Origin of the sequence: Herbidospora galbida, from assembly GCF_005233835.1 — a bacterium.
In the GTDB taxonomy this organism is placed as follows: Bacteria; Actinomycetota; Actinomycetes; order Streptosporangiales; family Streptosporangiaceae; genus Herbidospora; species Herbidospora galbida.
Genome location: NZ_SZQA01000033.1, coordinates 25,653 through 38,061, shown reverse-complemented (window position 1 = coordinate 38,061; position 12,409 = coordinate 25,653). Strand labels below are relative to the sequence as shown.

Here is a 12,409-nt window from a genome sequence, read left to right as displayed (position 1 = left end):
ATTACATCCCGTCCTCTCGGAGCTCGCGCCGAAGATCAAGGAATTGAACCGCGCGGACCGCGACCGTCTCGATCTCGTAGAAACCGGCGTGGTGCATGTTCTCTCCGGCGCGGGCCGCGACCTGAAGGGTCCGGGCGTGCTTGAAGTGATTCAGGGCCGCTTGCGCGATCTCGTAATGCGGACGGTCGACTCCCGTCACGTCCGTCTGCCTGACGCGGACCACCACCGTGAACGCCATGTCGAATTCGGATCCGGCGACCGTGGTGTACTTCTTCTTCTCGTCACTCATTTCGACCCTCTTCCTCAGTGTTGGCGTTGTCCTTGATGATCAGAGCGTGACCGTGCTTGTTGGCGAGCTCTAGAAGCTGCATTGCCATTTCGGGGCTGATGCGCGCAGAGGAGTGTACGGTAAGGATCTTCGGACTCATGTCGATAGCAGTGTCTCCCTTAAAGACCTTTTCGATTGTTCCGCGCGGCAGGCCGAGTGCATCGTCGAGCCCAGTAGAGGTCTTCGGCCTAATGGATCGAGTATCGCCATTGCGGACGGACATCAAGCCCGATTTTGTCATCCTTGCTTTTTCGACGAGTTCGTTCCAGCTCAACCCTTGAGCGCGACGAGCTTTGTCGATGAACTCATCAATCGGCGTCCTGTATTCGTCGGGCCTTTCCCGCTCCGATTCACTCACTGTTGTCGCCTTCTATGAGAACTCGATCCCCGAGGTCCACCACCTGACCGGCCTGTCGGCCGAGGGCATGCCCTTGGGGGGAGAAATAGATCGTTCTGTTGGGGTGCAGCTGTGGGTGGCGCCTGCGAAATTCGGCGTCGACAAGCTCGGTCACTTCGCGAGCCCTGCCCCGTAGCCGGAGCACTTCGGCGACCTCGCTCCCCCAGCCGCCATACCATCCTCGTACAAAATCGGTACGGTCGGTACGGGATTGTCCACGACGCTGGAGAAGCTCCTCCATCAAGCGCATCTCCATCTGAAAGGAGACCGAGGGAAGCAGTCGATCACACAGCCATTCCAGCGTCGGCGGCTGGCCGATCAGCTCCAGGTGCGCCGGTCGATCCCGGCGCCGGTGACCATGTAGCACGGCACGGCAGCCGAGAGTCTCACTGACCTCCCACAGAGCCTCGCCGCGTTCGGGGTGATGCTGGCCGCGTGTGCTGATCTCGTACCAGGCGACGTCGACCACGGCCTGGCGGGGATCGTCGAGACCGAGGCGCTGTGCTAGCTTCGTCGCCACCGCCAGCGCCGAGATGGCCTGACCGCGCGGTGTACTCCGGTGGTTAGCCTGATCTAGGGCTGCTCGAATTCGGCGAAGGACGTCTTCACGGTTCATTGAGCTCCACCTTGACGTTGAGCGTGATCACCCCAGCCACGTAGTAGTTCAGTACCATCGCCGCCAGCCGTCCACGCTCTAGCGGAGTTTCGGCGCCCGGCAGGAAATTCTCCTCTCCGTCCTTGAGAAGGTCCTCAGGCACGTTCGCGAACTCTTGACGGTTCTGCGGGCCATGCATCCGCAGAACCGCCAGCGTCGGCCGCCACTGCGGCTCCGGCCGCGCCAGCACCTGAGGGATGAGGTGTGTGAGCACCTGAGGCACCGTCAGGTTCATCGTGGCGGCCAGCTCAATCGCACGTTCATACACCGTAGTGTTCACCGAGTAGTTGATGCGAACAGGCTTCCGTTTGACCAAGATCGCAGTCCCCATGAGTAGGCTCCTTTCTTACTCGTGTAGGTATAGCTCACCCACCCGCTGTGGAGAGCCGTCGTGAGGGGCCAAACAAAAACGGCCGGACACAGCCCGTACTGGCCTGCGCCCGACCGATGCTGGTCGGATCCTCCCTGAGCGGTGATCCCGCCGTCGCCGGTGACCTTCCGCTCGCCGTGGTGATCAGGTGTTGTACGTGAGTACCGCGATCTTGCCGTTCGGGAGCTCAGCGACCACGGCATCCTCTGTGAGCGACCGGCCGAGCCCGTCCCAGTCGATGTGCAGGCGCACGTAGGGATGCCACCGCTGACCGTCAGCCCACTGTCGCGCGTATCCGGCCAGGCTGGCGAACTCGCCTCGGAAGGACGCCTGGAAGTACGACGTGACCGCATCGAAGGAAAGGCCTTCTTTCCCGATGAGGTCGGACCGGATCAGCTTGATCCACGCAAGGAACGCCTGTGGTGATTTGCACAGCCTCGCTCGCCGAGCGATCACTACGATGTGACGCAGCTCCAGATCCCTGTAGGTGTCTCCGACTGGGTGCCAGAGCGGCTCCATCCCATCGATGCTTTCGATGTTGAAGTGGCTCCCCTGTTTGGCGTTCTCGCCGAACAGCAGCCTGATCTCTTTGGCGCGCTCGTCGTCCCAATCCAGCAGGCGCATCCGCGTACTCGCCCAGCCGTCCAGGCTGACGAGAGTGATATAAGGATCGAAGTCCATAAGTACCTCCAGACATGACGAAGGCCCGACACCGTGTGTGCCGAGCCTGAAAATTCGGGCGGAGCTGATCTACTTCGTGAAGATCGCGATGTTACCGCTCGGCAGGTCGATGACGTTGTAGTCCGTCGCGAGCCACACGCCGAAGCCGTCCCAGTCCATGTAGCCGAACATCGCCTCGGGAGCGCCCTGGTCCTCGGCCCACTCCTTCGCGTACTCTTCCAGGTCCTCGTACTCGCCCCGGAACTGCTTCCGGAAGGTCTTCAGCGCCTCGTCGTCGTCAGGGTAGAACCGAAGACCGCCGCCCGTGTCGTCGACCCAGGCGAGGAACCCCTCCCAGGACTCGTCCTTAGCCTGCGCGGCCAGCCGCGCGGCGCGAAGAATCTCGGCGAAGGAGGCATCAGGCACCTCGCCCTCGTCGTACAGCGGCTCCATCCCGTTGACCGGGCCGACTTTGAAATGCACGCCCTCCTTCGCGTCCTCGTTGCTGCCCTCGTCACCGAAGGCGGCGTTGACGTCGTTCATCAGGTCGTCGTCGAGCAGGTTGAACACGTGGTCGACGTTGCCTTCGGGGTTGAGGTCGATGAGGGTGATCTCGAAGTCCATGTGATTGTCTCCTTAATTGGTTAACTTGTTGCGCTTCTCGTTACGGTCCTACAGGTTCTTCCACTCACCGGCGTCGTTCTTGTACTGCACGTCGGTGCAGCCCCAGTTCCTCGCGCCGAACTCGTGGAGCGGAGCGAACTCCCATTCGACCATCTCGTACTCCTTCGCCTTCTTCCCCCAGTCGGGGTCGGCCGGGCCGATGATCCGGCCAGTGGCGTAGTGCTCGCCGTCGTCGTCGAGCAGACGGAACTCCGTGCCCTCTCCGGCTTCAAGACGCGCCTCAAGTTCGGGGTCCATCGTGCGCGGCCCCATCACCCCGTTGTACTCGCCATTGGTGATCAGGTCCTCGGTGATGACCCAGCCGTAGGGCGTGTACTCGGTCATGCCTGGTTCTCCTTGATTTCGGCCCCGTCCTCGACGAGGTGCAGCCGGTACTGGACGTTGGGGATGGTGTAGTCGAGCCAGCTCTCTTTCGTCGGCCGACCGTTGTGTGGCTCACCGTCCGTGTCGGTGACGTGCATGTACTCACGCGCCGGGAACGCATGTGGGTTCTTCAGACGGTCGACTCCGGCCCAGCGCTCGTACTCGGTCGCGATACGGATCGGCGCGGCACAGTCCATGCAGACCGGGTTGTGTAGCCGGGACATGCGATGCCCTGAGCCCTCGAAGGTACTGATCCGGAATTTCAGGTTCGGGTCGAGCACGATGAACCCGTGCTTGAGCTCACCCTTCTTCACCGCGAGCAGCTCGGCCAGGATGTAGCAGTACGTGCGGTGCGTGATCTTGTTGGGCTTGCCCGCGTTCTGTGCGGTGTCGTAGTCCAGCGTGATACCGAACCCGGACGATGCGAAATAATCGGCCGTGATCACCGTGTCCAGCGTGTACCACCAGTCGATGAGCTGGCCGCCGGAGAACTCACCCATCAATGCCACCGACTGCGGCGCCACGTCGTTGTCACGCCACCAGGATGCCGTCTGGAACGCCCGTTCCCTCTCCTCGTACTTCTCGGTGATGTGAACGGTGCCAATCTCGATGCTCTTACTCATGCGTCTCTCTTCCTCATGTCCTCTCCGAATTTCGGCCCCTACAACTGTGCTGGACTGATTCCAGCGAGTCCCTCACCTTCCGTCCCCGAAGCCGGGAGGTGAGAGAGTGCGCAGCGAATCAGGGGCGAATCCATGAGTGCGACTCGGATACCCGGTTGATCGCCGAGTTGACGACCCAGCCGCGCCGGACCGAACAGCTCTCGTCGTCGGCGGGGTCGGTACTGAACATCAGGTCGTAGGCGGCCTCCGAGATCGCGCCGCCCACCTCGACCGAGGCGTTCATGAGGATGGTCCGAAAGGTCGCCGTCTCTTCGGTGTTCTCGTACAGCCTCGTCAGCCGAGCCACCGGACCGTCAGCATCGGCGACGGCCCACTTCGCGAGAAGCTCGGCGACCGGGATGAGTGTCTTCTCGTCTCTTATGTCCATGTGTTTCTCCATCTACGGGTCTGTTGGTGGTACACCCCTCAAAGGGACGATGACCCAGGTCAGATGTCGAAGATCGGTCGGCCTGCTCGGGCGTTGACCCTCTCCTTGAGCGCGGTCACTTCAGACGTATTGATCAGGTCTTTGACCCGGACCGCTCGGGAGGGACGCCCCTTGTCGTCGAAGCCGAGGACCAGTTCCATGGCCTCTGCGATTCCTTCGATCCGCATCAGCTCCGCGCTCAGAAGCGTGTCGAACGGGTCGTCTTCTTTCTCCCCGGCCTGGGCGTCTTCCGGGTGCAGCGCCAGATAATCGGAGCCGAATTGGAAAATGCGACTCTTCGCCCTCACAGCGAGGTCGTAGAGAACCCGCTCTAACAGGTCGACGGTCTCAGTGAGGGCATGCACGGTGAACTCGTCACCGCTAACCCAGATGCTGGTGCCGTCGTAGAAGCCGTCGTGCTCGTTGTCCAGTTCCTTGAGGACGTCGAGGGCAGCGCTGTACATGGTCACGCGCCACCCAGCGACGGTGGCGGCAGGTACGTCCGCCAGTTCCGGCATGCTGGCGATCCATGACGCCATTTCCGATGTGGCGAAGTCGATGAAATATCTCTCCGGCGCTGACATGGGTTATTCCTCTTTGATGTTGGTCCGACGTTAGAGCTTGGCGTTGTACTTGAGCTCAGCGACCTTCCTGAGGATCGTCATTCCGAGGTCGTGGCCGAGGTGTTCGAGAACCGCTTCCACGCTCTTCTGAATGGTCAGAGCCGACGCCAGGACATCCCACGCGTTAAGGATGTCGCCGCCCATCTCGTAGGCCCGGCGAAGAACGGTGACACCCGTCTCAGGCCTGTCCCGAAGGATCAGCTGAACGGGTGTGAGATCCTGCTCCGCCACCAGTCGCTCGTCAGTCGCGCGAAGGGCCTCAAGAATCTCCCTCTCGTCGATCATGCTAGCTCCTTCTCCAGTTCGTGATCTCGTAGTAATGCCATGCGATTTCGGAGAAGAGGCGCGAAATGCTCGCACGCGCCTCTTCGTTGTCGACGCCGTCGAGCGGGTATTTGTCGGCCGCGTTGAAATGAGGCCGCGCCGTGAGTTGGTGCCCGTCACAGAGGACGACCCCCATAATTCCCCAGTCGCCAATTTCAGTGTTGTCCGAGAGCTGAAGCATGACGGCCATCTTTTTGGGCTCGCCGAAGAACGCGGACTTGGCGGTGATCGTTCCGGCCGCCCCGTCAGAGACGAAGGTGTAGCGAATCTCCTCCGTTCCCAGATAGAACCTCGCGACATCACCAGATTCGAACTCAACGCTGTTCATGAGTCTCCTCTCCTTTTCTGTCGGGAATTTCGGCGCTGACGACTACGGAGGATGTCCCGGATGATCCTCTCGATCAGATCAAGTAACATCGCCTGAGATCTAGACGCCACTCGAATCCTCCACGATCAGCCGTGTGATATCGATGACGAGGCGACTCGCCTCATCCCAGGGGAGCATCAGAACCACCTGACGCTTTATCGGCCCGGCACCGGGGTTGGCGTAGTTCGGCTCGTAGAGCATCACAGGCAGGCCGACAGCCGGGGCTCCGTCCTCGTTGATAGGGATACGCTCAGGAGGTGAGAGCACATGGACGACCTGTGCTTGCCCGATGTCGTCTCTCAGCTCGCCGGGTTCGGGAGTCGGTGCCGTCATGACCGCTTCGCCTCTTCCAGCCCCTCTAGGACCTGCCCCTTCAACCAGTCGGAGAGCAGCGCGGCGGCAGTGGCCATGGCCGCGCTCCGAACGGTGTCGACGTCGTAATCGGCAGGGAACCCCACCGGCGGGCCGATCTTGTCCCGCTCTCCACCAGACCCCTCCCTGATGGCACCCAGCAGCCGCATACCCCAGATGTCGTTGGCACCGCGCTCAAGCGTGATGATTGCGATGCGCTCGCCCATGAGGGTGATGTGCTGTTTGTGTACGTCGGGGTCGTTGTTCCACGACCCGAACTTGATCAGAGTCATGGTTACTCGTTCTCCAGACGGAAGACCACGACGCCGTCCCACTGACCAGGACCCCTGCTTACCACCGTGACGCCGTAATGGCCGTGCAGACTCTCGGCCACACCCTCCCAGTTGATGTTCTCGACGATGTTTCTCGGCACCGTCTCAAACATTTCGGCGTGCTGCTGGGGAACGTAGTCCTTGGCGAACGCGCCAGCGGAGCTGAACTCTCCCTGGTATTCGGCGTCGAACTTCCGCTCCGCGTCGATCGCGTCGGCGGGGAAGTACTCGATGGGGCCACGAAGCTTGTGCCACTCGGTGACGACGTCGAGCCCCTTCTCTTCGATCAGGTAGCCGATGCCGCATGCCTTCTCGACCGACAGGCCGGAGAGCTTGTCAGCGAACCAGCCGAACCCCTCGGAGCCGATGATCTCCGTCTTGTACGTGAGGACGTCACTCGCTTCACTGACGATCTCTTCAAGCCCTTCGTCTACGGCGTAATAGTCGGTCGCGTCGAACCAGTTCTCCCCGATGTACCGGTCCTGAGTGTCCGTGACCTTGATGTGCAGGCGCGGCGTGGTGCTCTCAGTCATATTGATTCCTTGTCTGTGAATTTCGGCCCGGAGTATGGCCCTGCTAAACCTCTCCGCAAGCCTCCCCTACCCCCGATAGGAGGGGAGGCGAACGCAGTGATCAGTGTGGGTCAGAATTCAGAGGGTGTTGTACCGGAAGTAACCACCCTCGGAACTCTTGTACTCGAACCCGGGGACCTCGAAATCGGCTTCCAGCACAGCACCGACCACGACGAGGTTGCGAACGCTCTGCTCATAGTCAGTGATCGCGGCCCCATGGTCGGGGTACTGGTACAGGACGAAACTTTCCGGGTTTTCGCTGACGAGTACCCAGAACTCAACGTCGTCACGAACCACAGAAAACAACGTGAGGGTGATGTTATCCGACTCAGGCAGACGGGGATCGTCAGTGTACGACTCGCGTAACCACTCTTCGTTGTCGAACATCTCTAAAATGATCTGGTAGAGCTCTTCGTCGTTCCCGTTGTCCGTCCCAGAGTGATACGCAACGTGCATGACCTGAGTGTTGAGTATGCGATTGATTGCGGCCTCAACACGTTTGGCCGTCTGCACGCTCACGTTAACCCTTGGGATGTGCACGGAGATGGCACCGTCTTCCGTGTTCTCCACGGCGAATTCCTCACGTACGAGGCTACCGGGATCGAGCCTGTTGCACTCGTCCGCCCATTTGTCAGCCTCCTCTCGCGAATCGAAGCCCCGCATTCTCCGCGTGCCGTCCGCGAGCCTATATGTGACTTCGAACGGGCGGACGTATCCGCGTCTGACGATTGACATGTGCGCCTACCTTTGTCGCAGCCTGATATGTCGTACAGTCAGGGCTGCGACTTCGCCACTTCGATGTATGTGATGCGACCGTTGGGCGAGAACGTGACCTTAAGAGGGACGCCCCGATATTCGGAGTTCTCGATTCCGTAGTTGACGGAGGCGTCACTCTGCGTCTGCGCCGATTCCCCGTTGGTGAACGTCACCTTGAATCGGGGGTTGCCCGCACTGCTGAGGTTCAGGCGCTCAAGTGTGTCGATCGTGAGAATCCGCATGGTCTCACTGGGCTTACGTTCCATTGCTTGGTCTCCTAGTTGATCGGACTGATACGGGTGATGATCAGAACGCCGCCGTCATTCATCGGGATGGGTGTCGAGAACAGCACGTCTTTGAGCGCGGCGAACACCTCGTCTTTCGAATAGGCAGCCTCACCGGGACCGCTGCCGTTACTATCCACTTGAAAGTTGATATCGAACTGCATATGTAGCCTCTCAGAAATCGGCGGGAATGGGTTCCGGCTGAAACCTCTACGGACTACCCACCACCTGACGTGAGGGGTAGTCGGGTACAGGCCGTTCAGTCGTTGGTCTTCTCAGACGTCGAATTCGGTCTCGAAGGCGTACGTTCGCAGCCGGTCAGGCCCCAACCACTCCATCAGTTCGCGCGTCTTCTCCTCGTTCTCCACGTAGGAGGTGTACGCCCTCTCCACGAAGTTCCACAGGGACACACTGTCCTCGAAGTCGCGGACCGACAGGCCGTAGTAATTCCGTCCCCACTCCGGGAACGGCTCGCTGTTGAGGAAGGGGATCGCGTTGCCGACCAGCCCCAACACCACCTCATTGACGTCGGGCTGGTCGAGACCGGCGGCGATCGAGTTACCGAAGTCGACCCAGAGCAGGCCGCCGTGATTGTGATGCTTGAGGCAGACCTTCCACTTGGCACCGCTGGTTGGCGTGGGCTCGGCGACGAGCTCTGACAGGTCGTCGCCGGTGCCGTCCGGGTTCTCGAAGATGATGTGGATACCGTCGTCGGTGATGCGCTCACGCAGAGTCTTCATATCGTGTCCTCTCGGTGTTGGTCGGGCTAGCGGCCGGGCGGGTTCCAGCCGCTACGGCCTAGGGTGAGGATCATGGGCTCAAGGAGAGTTCCACGCTCCCGGAACGCCATGATGTCCTCATGGTCACGCAATGACCCCTCAGAAGGTCGTAGGCCAGCCTTGCTGAGAGCAGCCATGATCGCGTGACGGGTCGTGGCGGGGCTCGCGTAGTCCCCGTCATCCCCGGGACCAGTCCGGAAGAGAATCAGGATGTCCCCGACCTTGAAGCCGTCTGGGGGTTCGGCAATCTCGGCACCCATGCCGGTGTGTCCTCTCGCTCTATGTATCAGGTGCAGGGTAGTGGGGCCCTACGACAGGGGGCCGATTTTCGGGCCAGGCTAGGCAGTCTCGCTCTCACCCAGCAGGGTAAAGAGGTCTCTCAGGTCCGGCTCGGCAGCCCCGAAGAACGTGTCATCGACGGCCTTGACGACAGGTGTAGCCGTGGTCAGGCGCTCGTGCCCAAGGTCCGTCAGCCTAACCAGAATGCTTTGCCGGTTGCTCTCAGCGCGCCACCGGATGACCAGCCCCCGCGTTTCGAGAACCCGCAGGACCTGCCCGGTCATCATCTCGTCTGTGCGTGCTCGCCTGGCTAGCTGCTTCTGGTTGACCTGCCCGTCTTCGGACCTCACGCGCTCCAGCTCACTCATAAGAGCAAACTGCACGTGGGTCAGGCCCAAGGGCTTAAGAGCAGCCGTAATCTTCTTCTGCCATTGCAGAGTTACGCGCCAGAGAAGTAATCCCGTGTCCATGAGTGTCCTTGTCTAGGAGATTTGGCAGAAGCTAGGCAGGCTCGCCCCAACGGGACTCTTCATCCAAGCCGTAGAGCGTGCGCTCGTACCAGTGCTTGACCCGTGTGACGCGATCCGGAGACACAGCCCTCACGGTTCCGCGAGCCCACCGGGCACCATCATCCGTGGTGTTTGCATCCGAGCGGCCTAGGATCAGTTCGACCACCTCACCCTGACGCCGGTAGACGCTATCGACTTCCCACACGGTCTGATCGGCCGGGAGCCTGACGACGTCGCCGACGCGCCAACCATCGGTCACGGTGGTCATGATGCCTTCCTCTTCTCATCGATGACGTCCAGCCAGAGGACTAGAAGCGTGTGCCAGGCCTCCGACCGGACCTCATCGCAGTCGGACTCTTCGAAGTCGATGTTGTAGCCGAATTCTGTACCGTCCGTGACAGACAAGGCTCGGAGCCCACTGAAGTACCAGCCGTAGAGCAGGCCGAGGATACAGGCGTCGGCGGAGTCCATCTCTAACAGGTCCGGATTGACATCGTGGAACCATCCGGGGTTCTTCTCGTCGAGCTTGTCGACGCCTTTGGCAACGCGCGGCTTGAAGTATTCCGGCGTGAATCGCTCGGTGTTCATGTTCTACCTTTCTGGTGGGTTACTTCTTCTTGGCAGTCCACTGGTGGTTGTTCGGACACATGTACAGGGCCTCATTGCCGGTTCCGTAGTTCGACAGGAATGTTCCCTGCTGCCCACAACCTGACTGAGGACATGTGGTGGGTGTGTAGCTTGACATCCGCGTTCCTATTCCTATGTATGACAAAGGCCCTAGCGATTTCGCCAGGGCCCGAGATTTCGGCGGGGAAGCTTATTCGTCGTCGGTGAGATGCTCGCATTCCGGCTCCGTGCACTCCCACACGTACATCCGCGAGTTGTCCGACACGTCCAGCGGGAAGTTTTCGGCCACCAGCCGGAGAACGGTCCTCTCCCACAGCGGCTTATCATCCTTGTAGAGAGGCGCGTCCTCTCGCCTGATGCTGAAGTTGAGGGACAGCGTAGTCAGCTTGTCGTGAAGCTCCCACGCCTCGAAGGCCTCTTTGAAGTTGCCCGCCTCACCTTCAGTCCTGATCAGACCGTGAGCCGATTCGGCGTCTCGGTCGAGTTCGTCGCTGATCTGGTCGGCGAGACCACCAGACCCGCTGATCTCCGTAGCGGTGTTGTAGCCGTCCGCGCCGTCCGGTCCGTAGCCCGCCAGGCCATGCGCGATGTGCCAGTGGTGCGGTCGAGTCTCAGTCATGATCATCCTTTGGTGTGTAGGCAGCCTTGTAGGTTAACGCGTCCGTTCGACGCTAGGGCCTGATCCCCGAATCTCAGGCCCCACGTCCAGCGTTACGCGTTGGTCTTCATCCGAGCCTGATGGGCAGCGGTGCGCGCCTGGTAGTCGTCCCACTCGGTACGCCGTTTGGTCTCCCAGCGGTCGAACACGTCGCGGATTCGGCCGTGAGCCTCGTAGTGATCACCATCAGGCCACTGACCGCGCAAGAACGCCTTGTCTTGCGTGTAACAGGTGTCGGCGCTGGTTCGGTATTCCTGGTAGGGCTCCCAAGAGAACCAGTCGTATCCGTCCGTGAGAGGCCACCCGCAGTCACGCGTCATGTCCTCTGCCGCGACCTCATAGATGGACTTGGGATTGCCGTTGACGTCAGTGTCGAACTCGCACACCTCGATCCACAACACCTCATATTCGGTGTATTCCTGGTGCCCGTTCGCTTCACACTCGTTGGCCTGTTCGCCTTCAGGCTCACGACAGGTGTGCTCCCGTTCTTTGATGATGTGAGGCGCGATGATGTGCTCGAAATCACGACGGCACGGCCCGCAGAGGAACACCGTACCATTCAGGTAGTCGAACATCTCGGGGTTCTTCAGGGGCACCGAAATTCGGAACCTGACCTTGAGTAAGAGCCTCATCTCTTCCGTGTAGAAGTCGCGACCGTCCACCGCGCAGCGGTAGCCCGTCTCCTCTTCGAGATTAAACATCATGACGCGCTCTCCGTTTCGATGGATTTGGGTCTAGTCGACGTTGTAAATGTGGTCGGTCTTACAGGCGCGGCACTGACACTTGGGAGCGTGAATTTCGTGAGGGTAGACGATCTGTTCACGCTGGCCGGGCACTCCGTCCCAGTCGAACCGCACTTTCACCATGTCGTTGCCGAACGTTTCGACCACGTAGCAGGAGAATGCGTATTCACCGACTTCCGGGCGCGTAGAGCCGGGAGAACTCGGCACCTGATAAATCGGGCAGGCACGCACCCACCCCAGACCATGGGTGAGATCTTCAGGCTTGCGACCGAAGTACGTCTTAGGCATGTTGACGTTGAGAGGCTCGGTACGCGGGTAGAGCGTCATGGAGTCATCCTGCGGCAAGGCCTTGTGACCGCAAGTCGGGCCAATGGTCGAGACGCAACACGCCCAATACATGTCCCTACCGTTGGCTGCCTTTTTGGGGTACTCGCTGAATTCGTGCATGGTGAATTCGGCCTTTCGGCTAGATGGTTGGGGATCACATGAATAAGACCGCACACGTTCCGGAGAAGTGGTACGTGTGCGGCCTTGATCAGATGATCAGTCGAGATGGCGGCACAGGTCGATACTGTGACCGTGTTCCGTGCAGTGGTCGGGATCGAATTCGTCGTCTACGTACCACGGGATTTCGAAATCGACGTCTACGTCTTCATCGG

General features: G+C 60.3%; 25 protein-coding genes. All 25 read right to left on the bottom strand.

The features are described from left to right. Window position 1: 1 nt before the first annotated feature. Entirely contained in the window at window positions 2-289 is a 288-nt protein-coding gene (locus FDA94_RS28795) for a hypothetical protein (RefSeq protein ID WP_137250217.1), read from the bottom strand. Next, window positions 282-686, bottom strand: a complete 405-nt coding sequence (locus FDA94_RS28790; RefSeq protein WP_137250216.1) for a hypothetical protein — start codon at window positions 684-686, stop codon at window positions 282-284. The genes FDA94_RS28795 and FDA94_RS28790 overlap by 8 nt, the downstream gene beginning before the upstream one ends. After that, on the bottom strand, window positions 679-1,341 hold the full coding sequence (locus FDA94_RS28785) for a DUF2786 domain-containing protein (protein WP_137250215.1): 663 nt from the start codon (window positions 1,339-1,341) through the stop codon (window positions 679-681). The genes FDA94_RS28790 and FDA94_RS28785 overlap by 8 nt, the downstream gene beginning before the upstream one ends. Continuing rightward, window positions 1,331-1,711, bottom strand: a complete 381-nt coding sequence (locus FDA94_RS28780; protein WP_137250214.1) for a hypothetical protein — start codon at window positions 1,709-1,711, stop codon at window positions 1,331-1,333. Before FDA94_RS28780 ends, FDA94_RS28785 begins: the two co-directional genes overlap by 11 nt. Window positions 1,712-1,894: 183 nt before the next feature. Further along, window positions 1,895-2,431, bottom strand: a complete 537-nt coding sequence (locus FDA94_RS28775) for a hypothetical protein (RefSeq protein WP_137250213.1) — start codon at window positions 2,429-2,431, stop codon at window positions 1,895-1,897. Window positions 2,432-2,500: 69 nt separating this feature from the next. After that, window positions 2,501-3,034, bottom strand: a complete 534-nt coding sequence (locus FDA94_RS28770) for an antirestriction protein ArdA (protein WP_137250212.1) — start codon at window positions 3,032-3,034, stop codon at window positions 2,501-2,503. A 48-nt stretch (window positions 3,035-3,082) separates the two neighbouring features. Beyond that, window positions 3,083-3,418 (bottom strand): hypothetical protein, encoded by a 336-nt coding sequence (locus FDA94_RS28765; protein ID WP_137250211.1) that lies wholly within the window; start codon window positions 3,416-3,418, stop codon window positions 3,083-3,085. Continuing rightward, window positions 3,415-4,080, bottom strand: a complete 666-nt coding sequence (locus FDA94_RS28760) for a hypothetical protein (protein ID WP_137250210.1) — start codon at window positions 4,078-4,080, stop codon at window positions 3,415-3,417. The genes FDA94_RS28765 and FDA94_RS28760 overlap by 4 nt, the downstream gene beginning before the upstream one ends. A 118-nt stretch (window positions 4,081-4,198) precedes the next feature. After that, window positions 4,199-4,507 carry a hypothetical protein gene (locus tag FDA94_RS28755; RefSeq protein ID WP_137250209.1) on the bottom strand — a complete coding sequence of 103 codons (309 nt, stop codon included), beginning with the start codon at window positions 4,505-4,507 and terminating at the stop codon, window positions 4,199-4,201. A gap of 59 nt (window positions 4,508-4,566) precedes the next feature. Continuing rightward, window positions 4,567-5,130: a hypothetical protein gene (locus FDA94_RS28750; protein WP_137250208.1), complete on the bottom strand. Its 564-nt coding sequence runs from the start codon at window positions 5,128-5,130 to the stop codon at window positions 4,567-4,569. A 30-nt stretch (window positions 5,131-5,160) separates the two neighbouring features. After that, window positions 5,161-5,454, bottom strand: a complete 294-nt coding sequence (locus FDA94_RS28745) for a hypothetical protein (protein WP_137250207.1) — start codon at window positions 5,452-5,454, stop codon at window positions 5,161-5,163. A gap of 1 nt (window position 5,455) precedes the next feature. After that, window positions 5,456-5,821, bottom strand: a complete 366-nt coding sequence (locus FDA94_RS28740; protein WP_137250206.1) for a hypothetical protein — start codon at window positions 5,819-5,821, stop codon at window positions 5,456-5,458. A gap of 99 nt (window positions 5,822-5,920) precedes the next feature. Next, window positions 5,921-6,193, bottom strand: a complete 273-nt coding sequence (locus FDA94_RS28735) for a hypothetical protein (RefSeq protein ID WP_137250205.1) — start codon at window positions 6,191-6,193, stop codon at window positions 5,921-5,923. Further along, window positions 6,190-6,504: a hypothetical protein gene (locus tag FDA94_RS28730; protein ID WP_137250204.1), complete on the bottom strand. Its 315-nt coding sequence runs from the start codon at window positions 6,502-6,504 to the stop codon at window positions 6,190-6,192. The genes FDA94_RS28735 and FDA94_RS28730 overlap by 4 nt, the downstream gene beginning before the upstream one ends. Before the next feature lie 2 nt (window positions 6,505-6,506). Next, window positions 6,507-7,076, bottom strand: a complete 570-nt coding sequence (locus tag FDA94_RS28725) for an antirestriction protein ArdA (RefSeq protein WP_137250203.1) — start codon at window positions 7,074-7,076, stop codon at window positions 6,507-6,509. A gap of 117 nt (window positions 7,077-7,193) precedes the next feature. Beyond that, the gene (locus tag FDA94_RS28720; RefSeq protein WP_137250202.1) at window positions 7,194-7,850 is read right to left on the bottom strand and encodes a hypothetical protein; all 657 of its coding nucleotides are present in this window, start codon (window positions 7,848-7,850) and stop codon (window positions 7,194-7,196) included. Between the two features lie 38 nt (window positions 7,851-7,888). Further along, entirely contained in the window at window positions 7,889-8,137 is a 249-nt protein-coding gene (locus tag FDA94_RS28715) for a hypothetical protein (RefSeq protein WP_137250201.1), read from the bottom strand. An 11-nt stretch (window positions 8,138-8,148) separates the two neighbouring features. Next, on the bottom strand, window positions 8,149-8,319 hold the full coding sequence (locus tag FDA94_RS39500) for a hypothetical protein (protein ID WP_170991165.1): 171 nt from the start codon (window positions 8,317-8,319) through the stop codon (window positions 8,149-8,151). Between the two features lie 111 nt (window positions 8,320-8,430). After that, window positions 8,431-8,895, bottom strand: coding sequence for a hypothetical protein (locus tag FDA94_RS28710; protein ID WP_137250200.1), 465 nt, complete (start codon window positions 8,893-8,895; stop codon window positions 8,431-8,433). A gap of 377 nt (window positions 8,896-9,272) precedes the next feature. Beyond that, the gene (locus tag FDA94_RS28705) at window positions 9,273-9,683 is read right to left on the bottom strand and encodes a MarR family winged helix-turn-helix transcriptional regulator (protein ID WP_137250199.1); all 411 of its coding nucleotides are present in this window, start codon (window positions 9,681-9,683) and stop codon (window positions 9,273-9,275) included. Between the two features lie 31 nt (window positions 9,684-9,714). Then, entirely contained in the window at window positions 9,715-9,990 is a 276-nt protein-coding gene (locus FDA94_RS28700; protein WP_137250198.1) for a hypothetical protein, read from the bottom strand. Next, window positions 9,987-10,310, bottom strand: a complete 324-nt coding sequence (locus FDA94_RS28695) for a hypothetical protein (RefSeq protein ID WP_137250197.1) — start codon at window positions 10,308-10,310, stop codon at window positions 9,987-9,989. Before FDA94_RS28695 ends, FDA94_RS28700 begins: the two co-directional genes overlap by 4 nt. Window positions 10,311-10,539: 229 nt before the next feature. Continuing rightward, window positions 10,540-10,968 carry a hypothetical protein gene (locus FDA94_RS28690; RefSeq protein ID WP_137250196.1) on the bottom strand — a complete coding sequence of 143 codons (429 nt, stop codon included), beginning with the start codon at window positions 10,966-10,968 and terminating at the stop codon, window positions 10,540-10,542. Window positions 10,969-11,060: 92 nt separating this feature from the next. Beyond that, complete coding sequence (locus FDA94_RS28685) at window positions 11,061-11,711, bottom strand: hypothetical protein (protein WP_137250195.1); 651 nt, start codon at window positions 11,709-11,711, stop codon at window positions 11,061-11,063. Window positions 11,712-11,741: 30 nt separating this feature from the next. After that, window positions 11,742-12,077: a hypothetical protein gene (locus tag FDA94_RS28680; protein ID WP_137250194.1), complete on the bottom strand. Its 336-nt coding sequence runs from the start codon at window positions 12,075-12,077 to the stop codon at window positions 11,742-11,744. Window positions 12,078-12,409 lie beyond the last annotated feature (332 nt).

Bases quoted from the DNA above. Each gene is read 5' to 3' on its own strand.
- FDA94_RS28795 (WP_137250217.1), bottom strand. From the start codon at position 289: ATGAGTGACGAGAAGAAGAAGTACACCACGGTCGCCGGATCCGAATTC.
- FDA94_RS28785 (WP_137250215.1), bottom strand. From the start codon at position 1,341: ATGAACCGTGAAGACGTCCTTCGCCGAATTCGAGCAGCCCTAGATCAG.
- FDA94_RS28780 (WP_137250214.1), bottom strand. From the start codon at position 1,711: ATGGGGACTGCGATCTTGGTCAAACGGAAGCCTGTTCGCATCAACTAC.
- FDA94_RS28775 (WP_137250213.1), bottom strand. From the start codon at position 2,431: ATGGACTTCGATCCTTATATCACTCTCGTCAGCCTGGACGGCTGGGCG.
- FDA94_RS28770 (WP_137250212.1), bottom strand. From the start codon at position 3,034: ATGGACTTCGAGATCACCCTCATCGACCTCAACCCCGAAGGCAACGTC.
- FDA94_RS28765 (WP_137250211.1), bottom strand. From the start codon at position 3,418: ATGACCGAGTACACGCCCTACGGCTGGGTCATCACCGAGGACCTGATC.
- FDA94_RS28760 (WP_137250210.1), bottom strand. From the start codon at position 4,080: ATGAGTAAGAGCATCGAGATTGGCACCGTTCACATCACCGAGAAGTAC.
- FDA94_RS28755 (WP_137250209.1), bottom strand. From the start codon at position 4,507: ATGGACATAAGAGACGAGAAGACACTCATCCCGGTCGCCGAGCTTCTC.
- FDA94_RS28750 (WP_137250208.1), bottom strand. From the start codon at position 5,130: ATGTCAGCGCCGGAGAGATATTTCATCGACTTCGCCACATCGGAAATG.
- FDA94_RS28745 (WP_137250207.1), bottom strand. From the start codon at position 5,454: ATGATCGACGAGAGGGAGATTCTTGAGGCCCTTCGCGCGACTGACGAG.
- FDA94_RS28740 (WP_137250206.1), bottom strand. From the start codon at position 5,821: ATGAACAGCGTTGAGTTCGAATCTGGTGATGTCGCGAGGTTCTATCTG.
- FDA94_RS28735 (WP_137250205.1), bottom strand. From the start codon at position 6,193: ATGACGGCACCGACTCCCGAACCCGGCGAGCTGAGAGACGACATCGGG.
- FDA94_RS28730 (WP_137250204.1), bottom strand. From the start codon at position 6,504: ATGACTCTGATCAAGTTCGGGTCGTGGAACAACGACCCCGACGTACAC.
- FDA94_RS28725 (WP_137250203.1), bottom strand. From the start codon at position 7,076: ATGACTGAGAGCACCACGCCGCGCCTGCACATCAAGGTCACGGACACT.
- FDA94_RS28720 (WP_137250202.1), bottom strand. From the start codon at position 7,850: ATGTCAATCGTCAGACGCGGATACGTCCGCCCGTTCGAAGTCACATAT.
- FDA94_RS28715 (WP_137250201.1), bottom strand. From the start codon at position 8,137: ATGGAACGTAAGCCCAGTGAGACCATGCGGATTCTCACGATCGACACA.
- FDA94_RS39500 (WP_170991165.1), bottom strand. From the start codon at position 8,319: ATGCAGTTCGATATCAACTTTCAAGTGGATAGTAACGGCAGCGGTCCC.
- FDA94_RS28710 (WP_137250200.1), bottom strand. From the start codon at position 8,895: ATGAAGACTCTGCGTGAGCGCATCACCGACGACGGTATCCACATCATC.
- FDA94_RS28705 (WP_137250199.1), bottom strand. From the start codon at position 9,683: ATGGACACGGGATTACTTCTCTGGCGCGTAACTCTGCAATGGCAGAAG.
- FDA94_RS28700 (WP_137250198.1), bottom strand. From the start codon at position 9,990: ATGACCACCGTGACCGATGGTTGGCGCGTCGGCGACGTCGTCAGGCTC.
- FDA94_RS28695 (WP_137250197.1), bottom strand. From the start codon at position 10,310: ATGAACACCGAGCGATTCACGCCGGAATACTTCAAGCCGCGCGTTGCC.
- FDA94_RS28690 (WP_137250196.1), bottom strand. From the start codon at position 10,968: ATGACTGAGACTCGACCGCACCACTGGCACATCGCGCATGGCCTGGCG.
- FDA94_RS28685 (WP_137250195.1), bottom strand. From the start codon at position 11,711: ATGATGTTTAATCTCGAAGAGGAGACGGGCTACCGCTGCGCGGTGGAC.
- FDA94_RS28680 (WP_137250194.1), bottom strand. From the start codon at position 12,077: ATGACGCTCTACCCGCGTACCGAGCCTCTCAACGTCAACATGCCTAAG.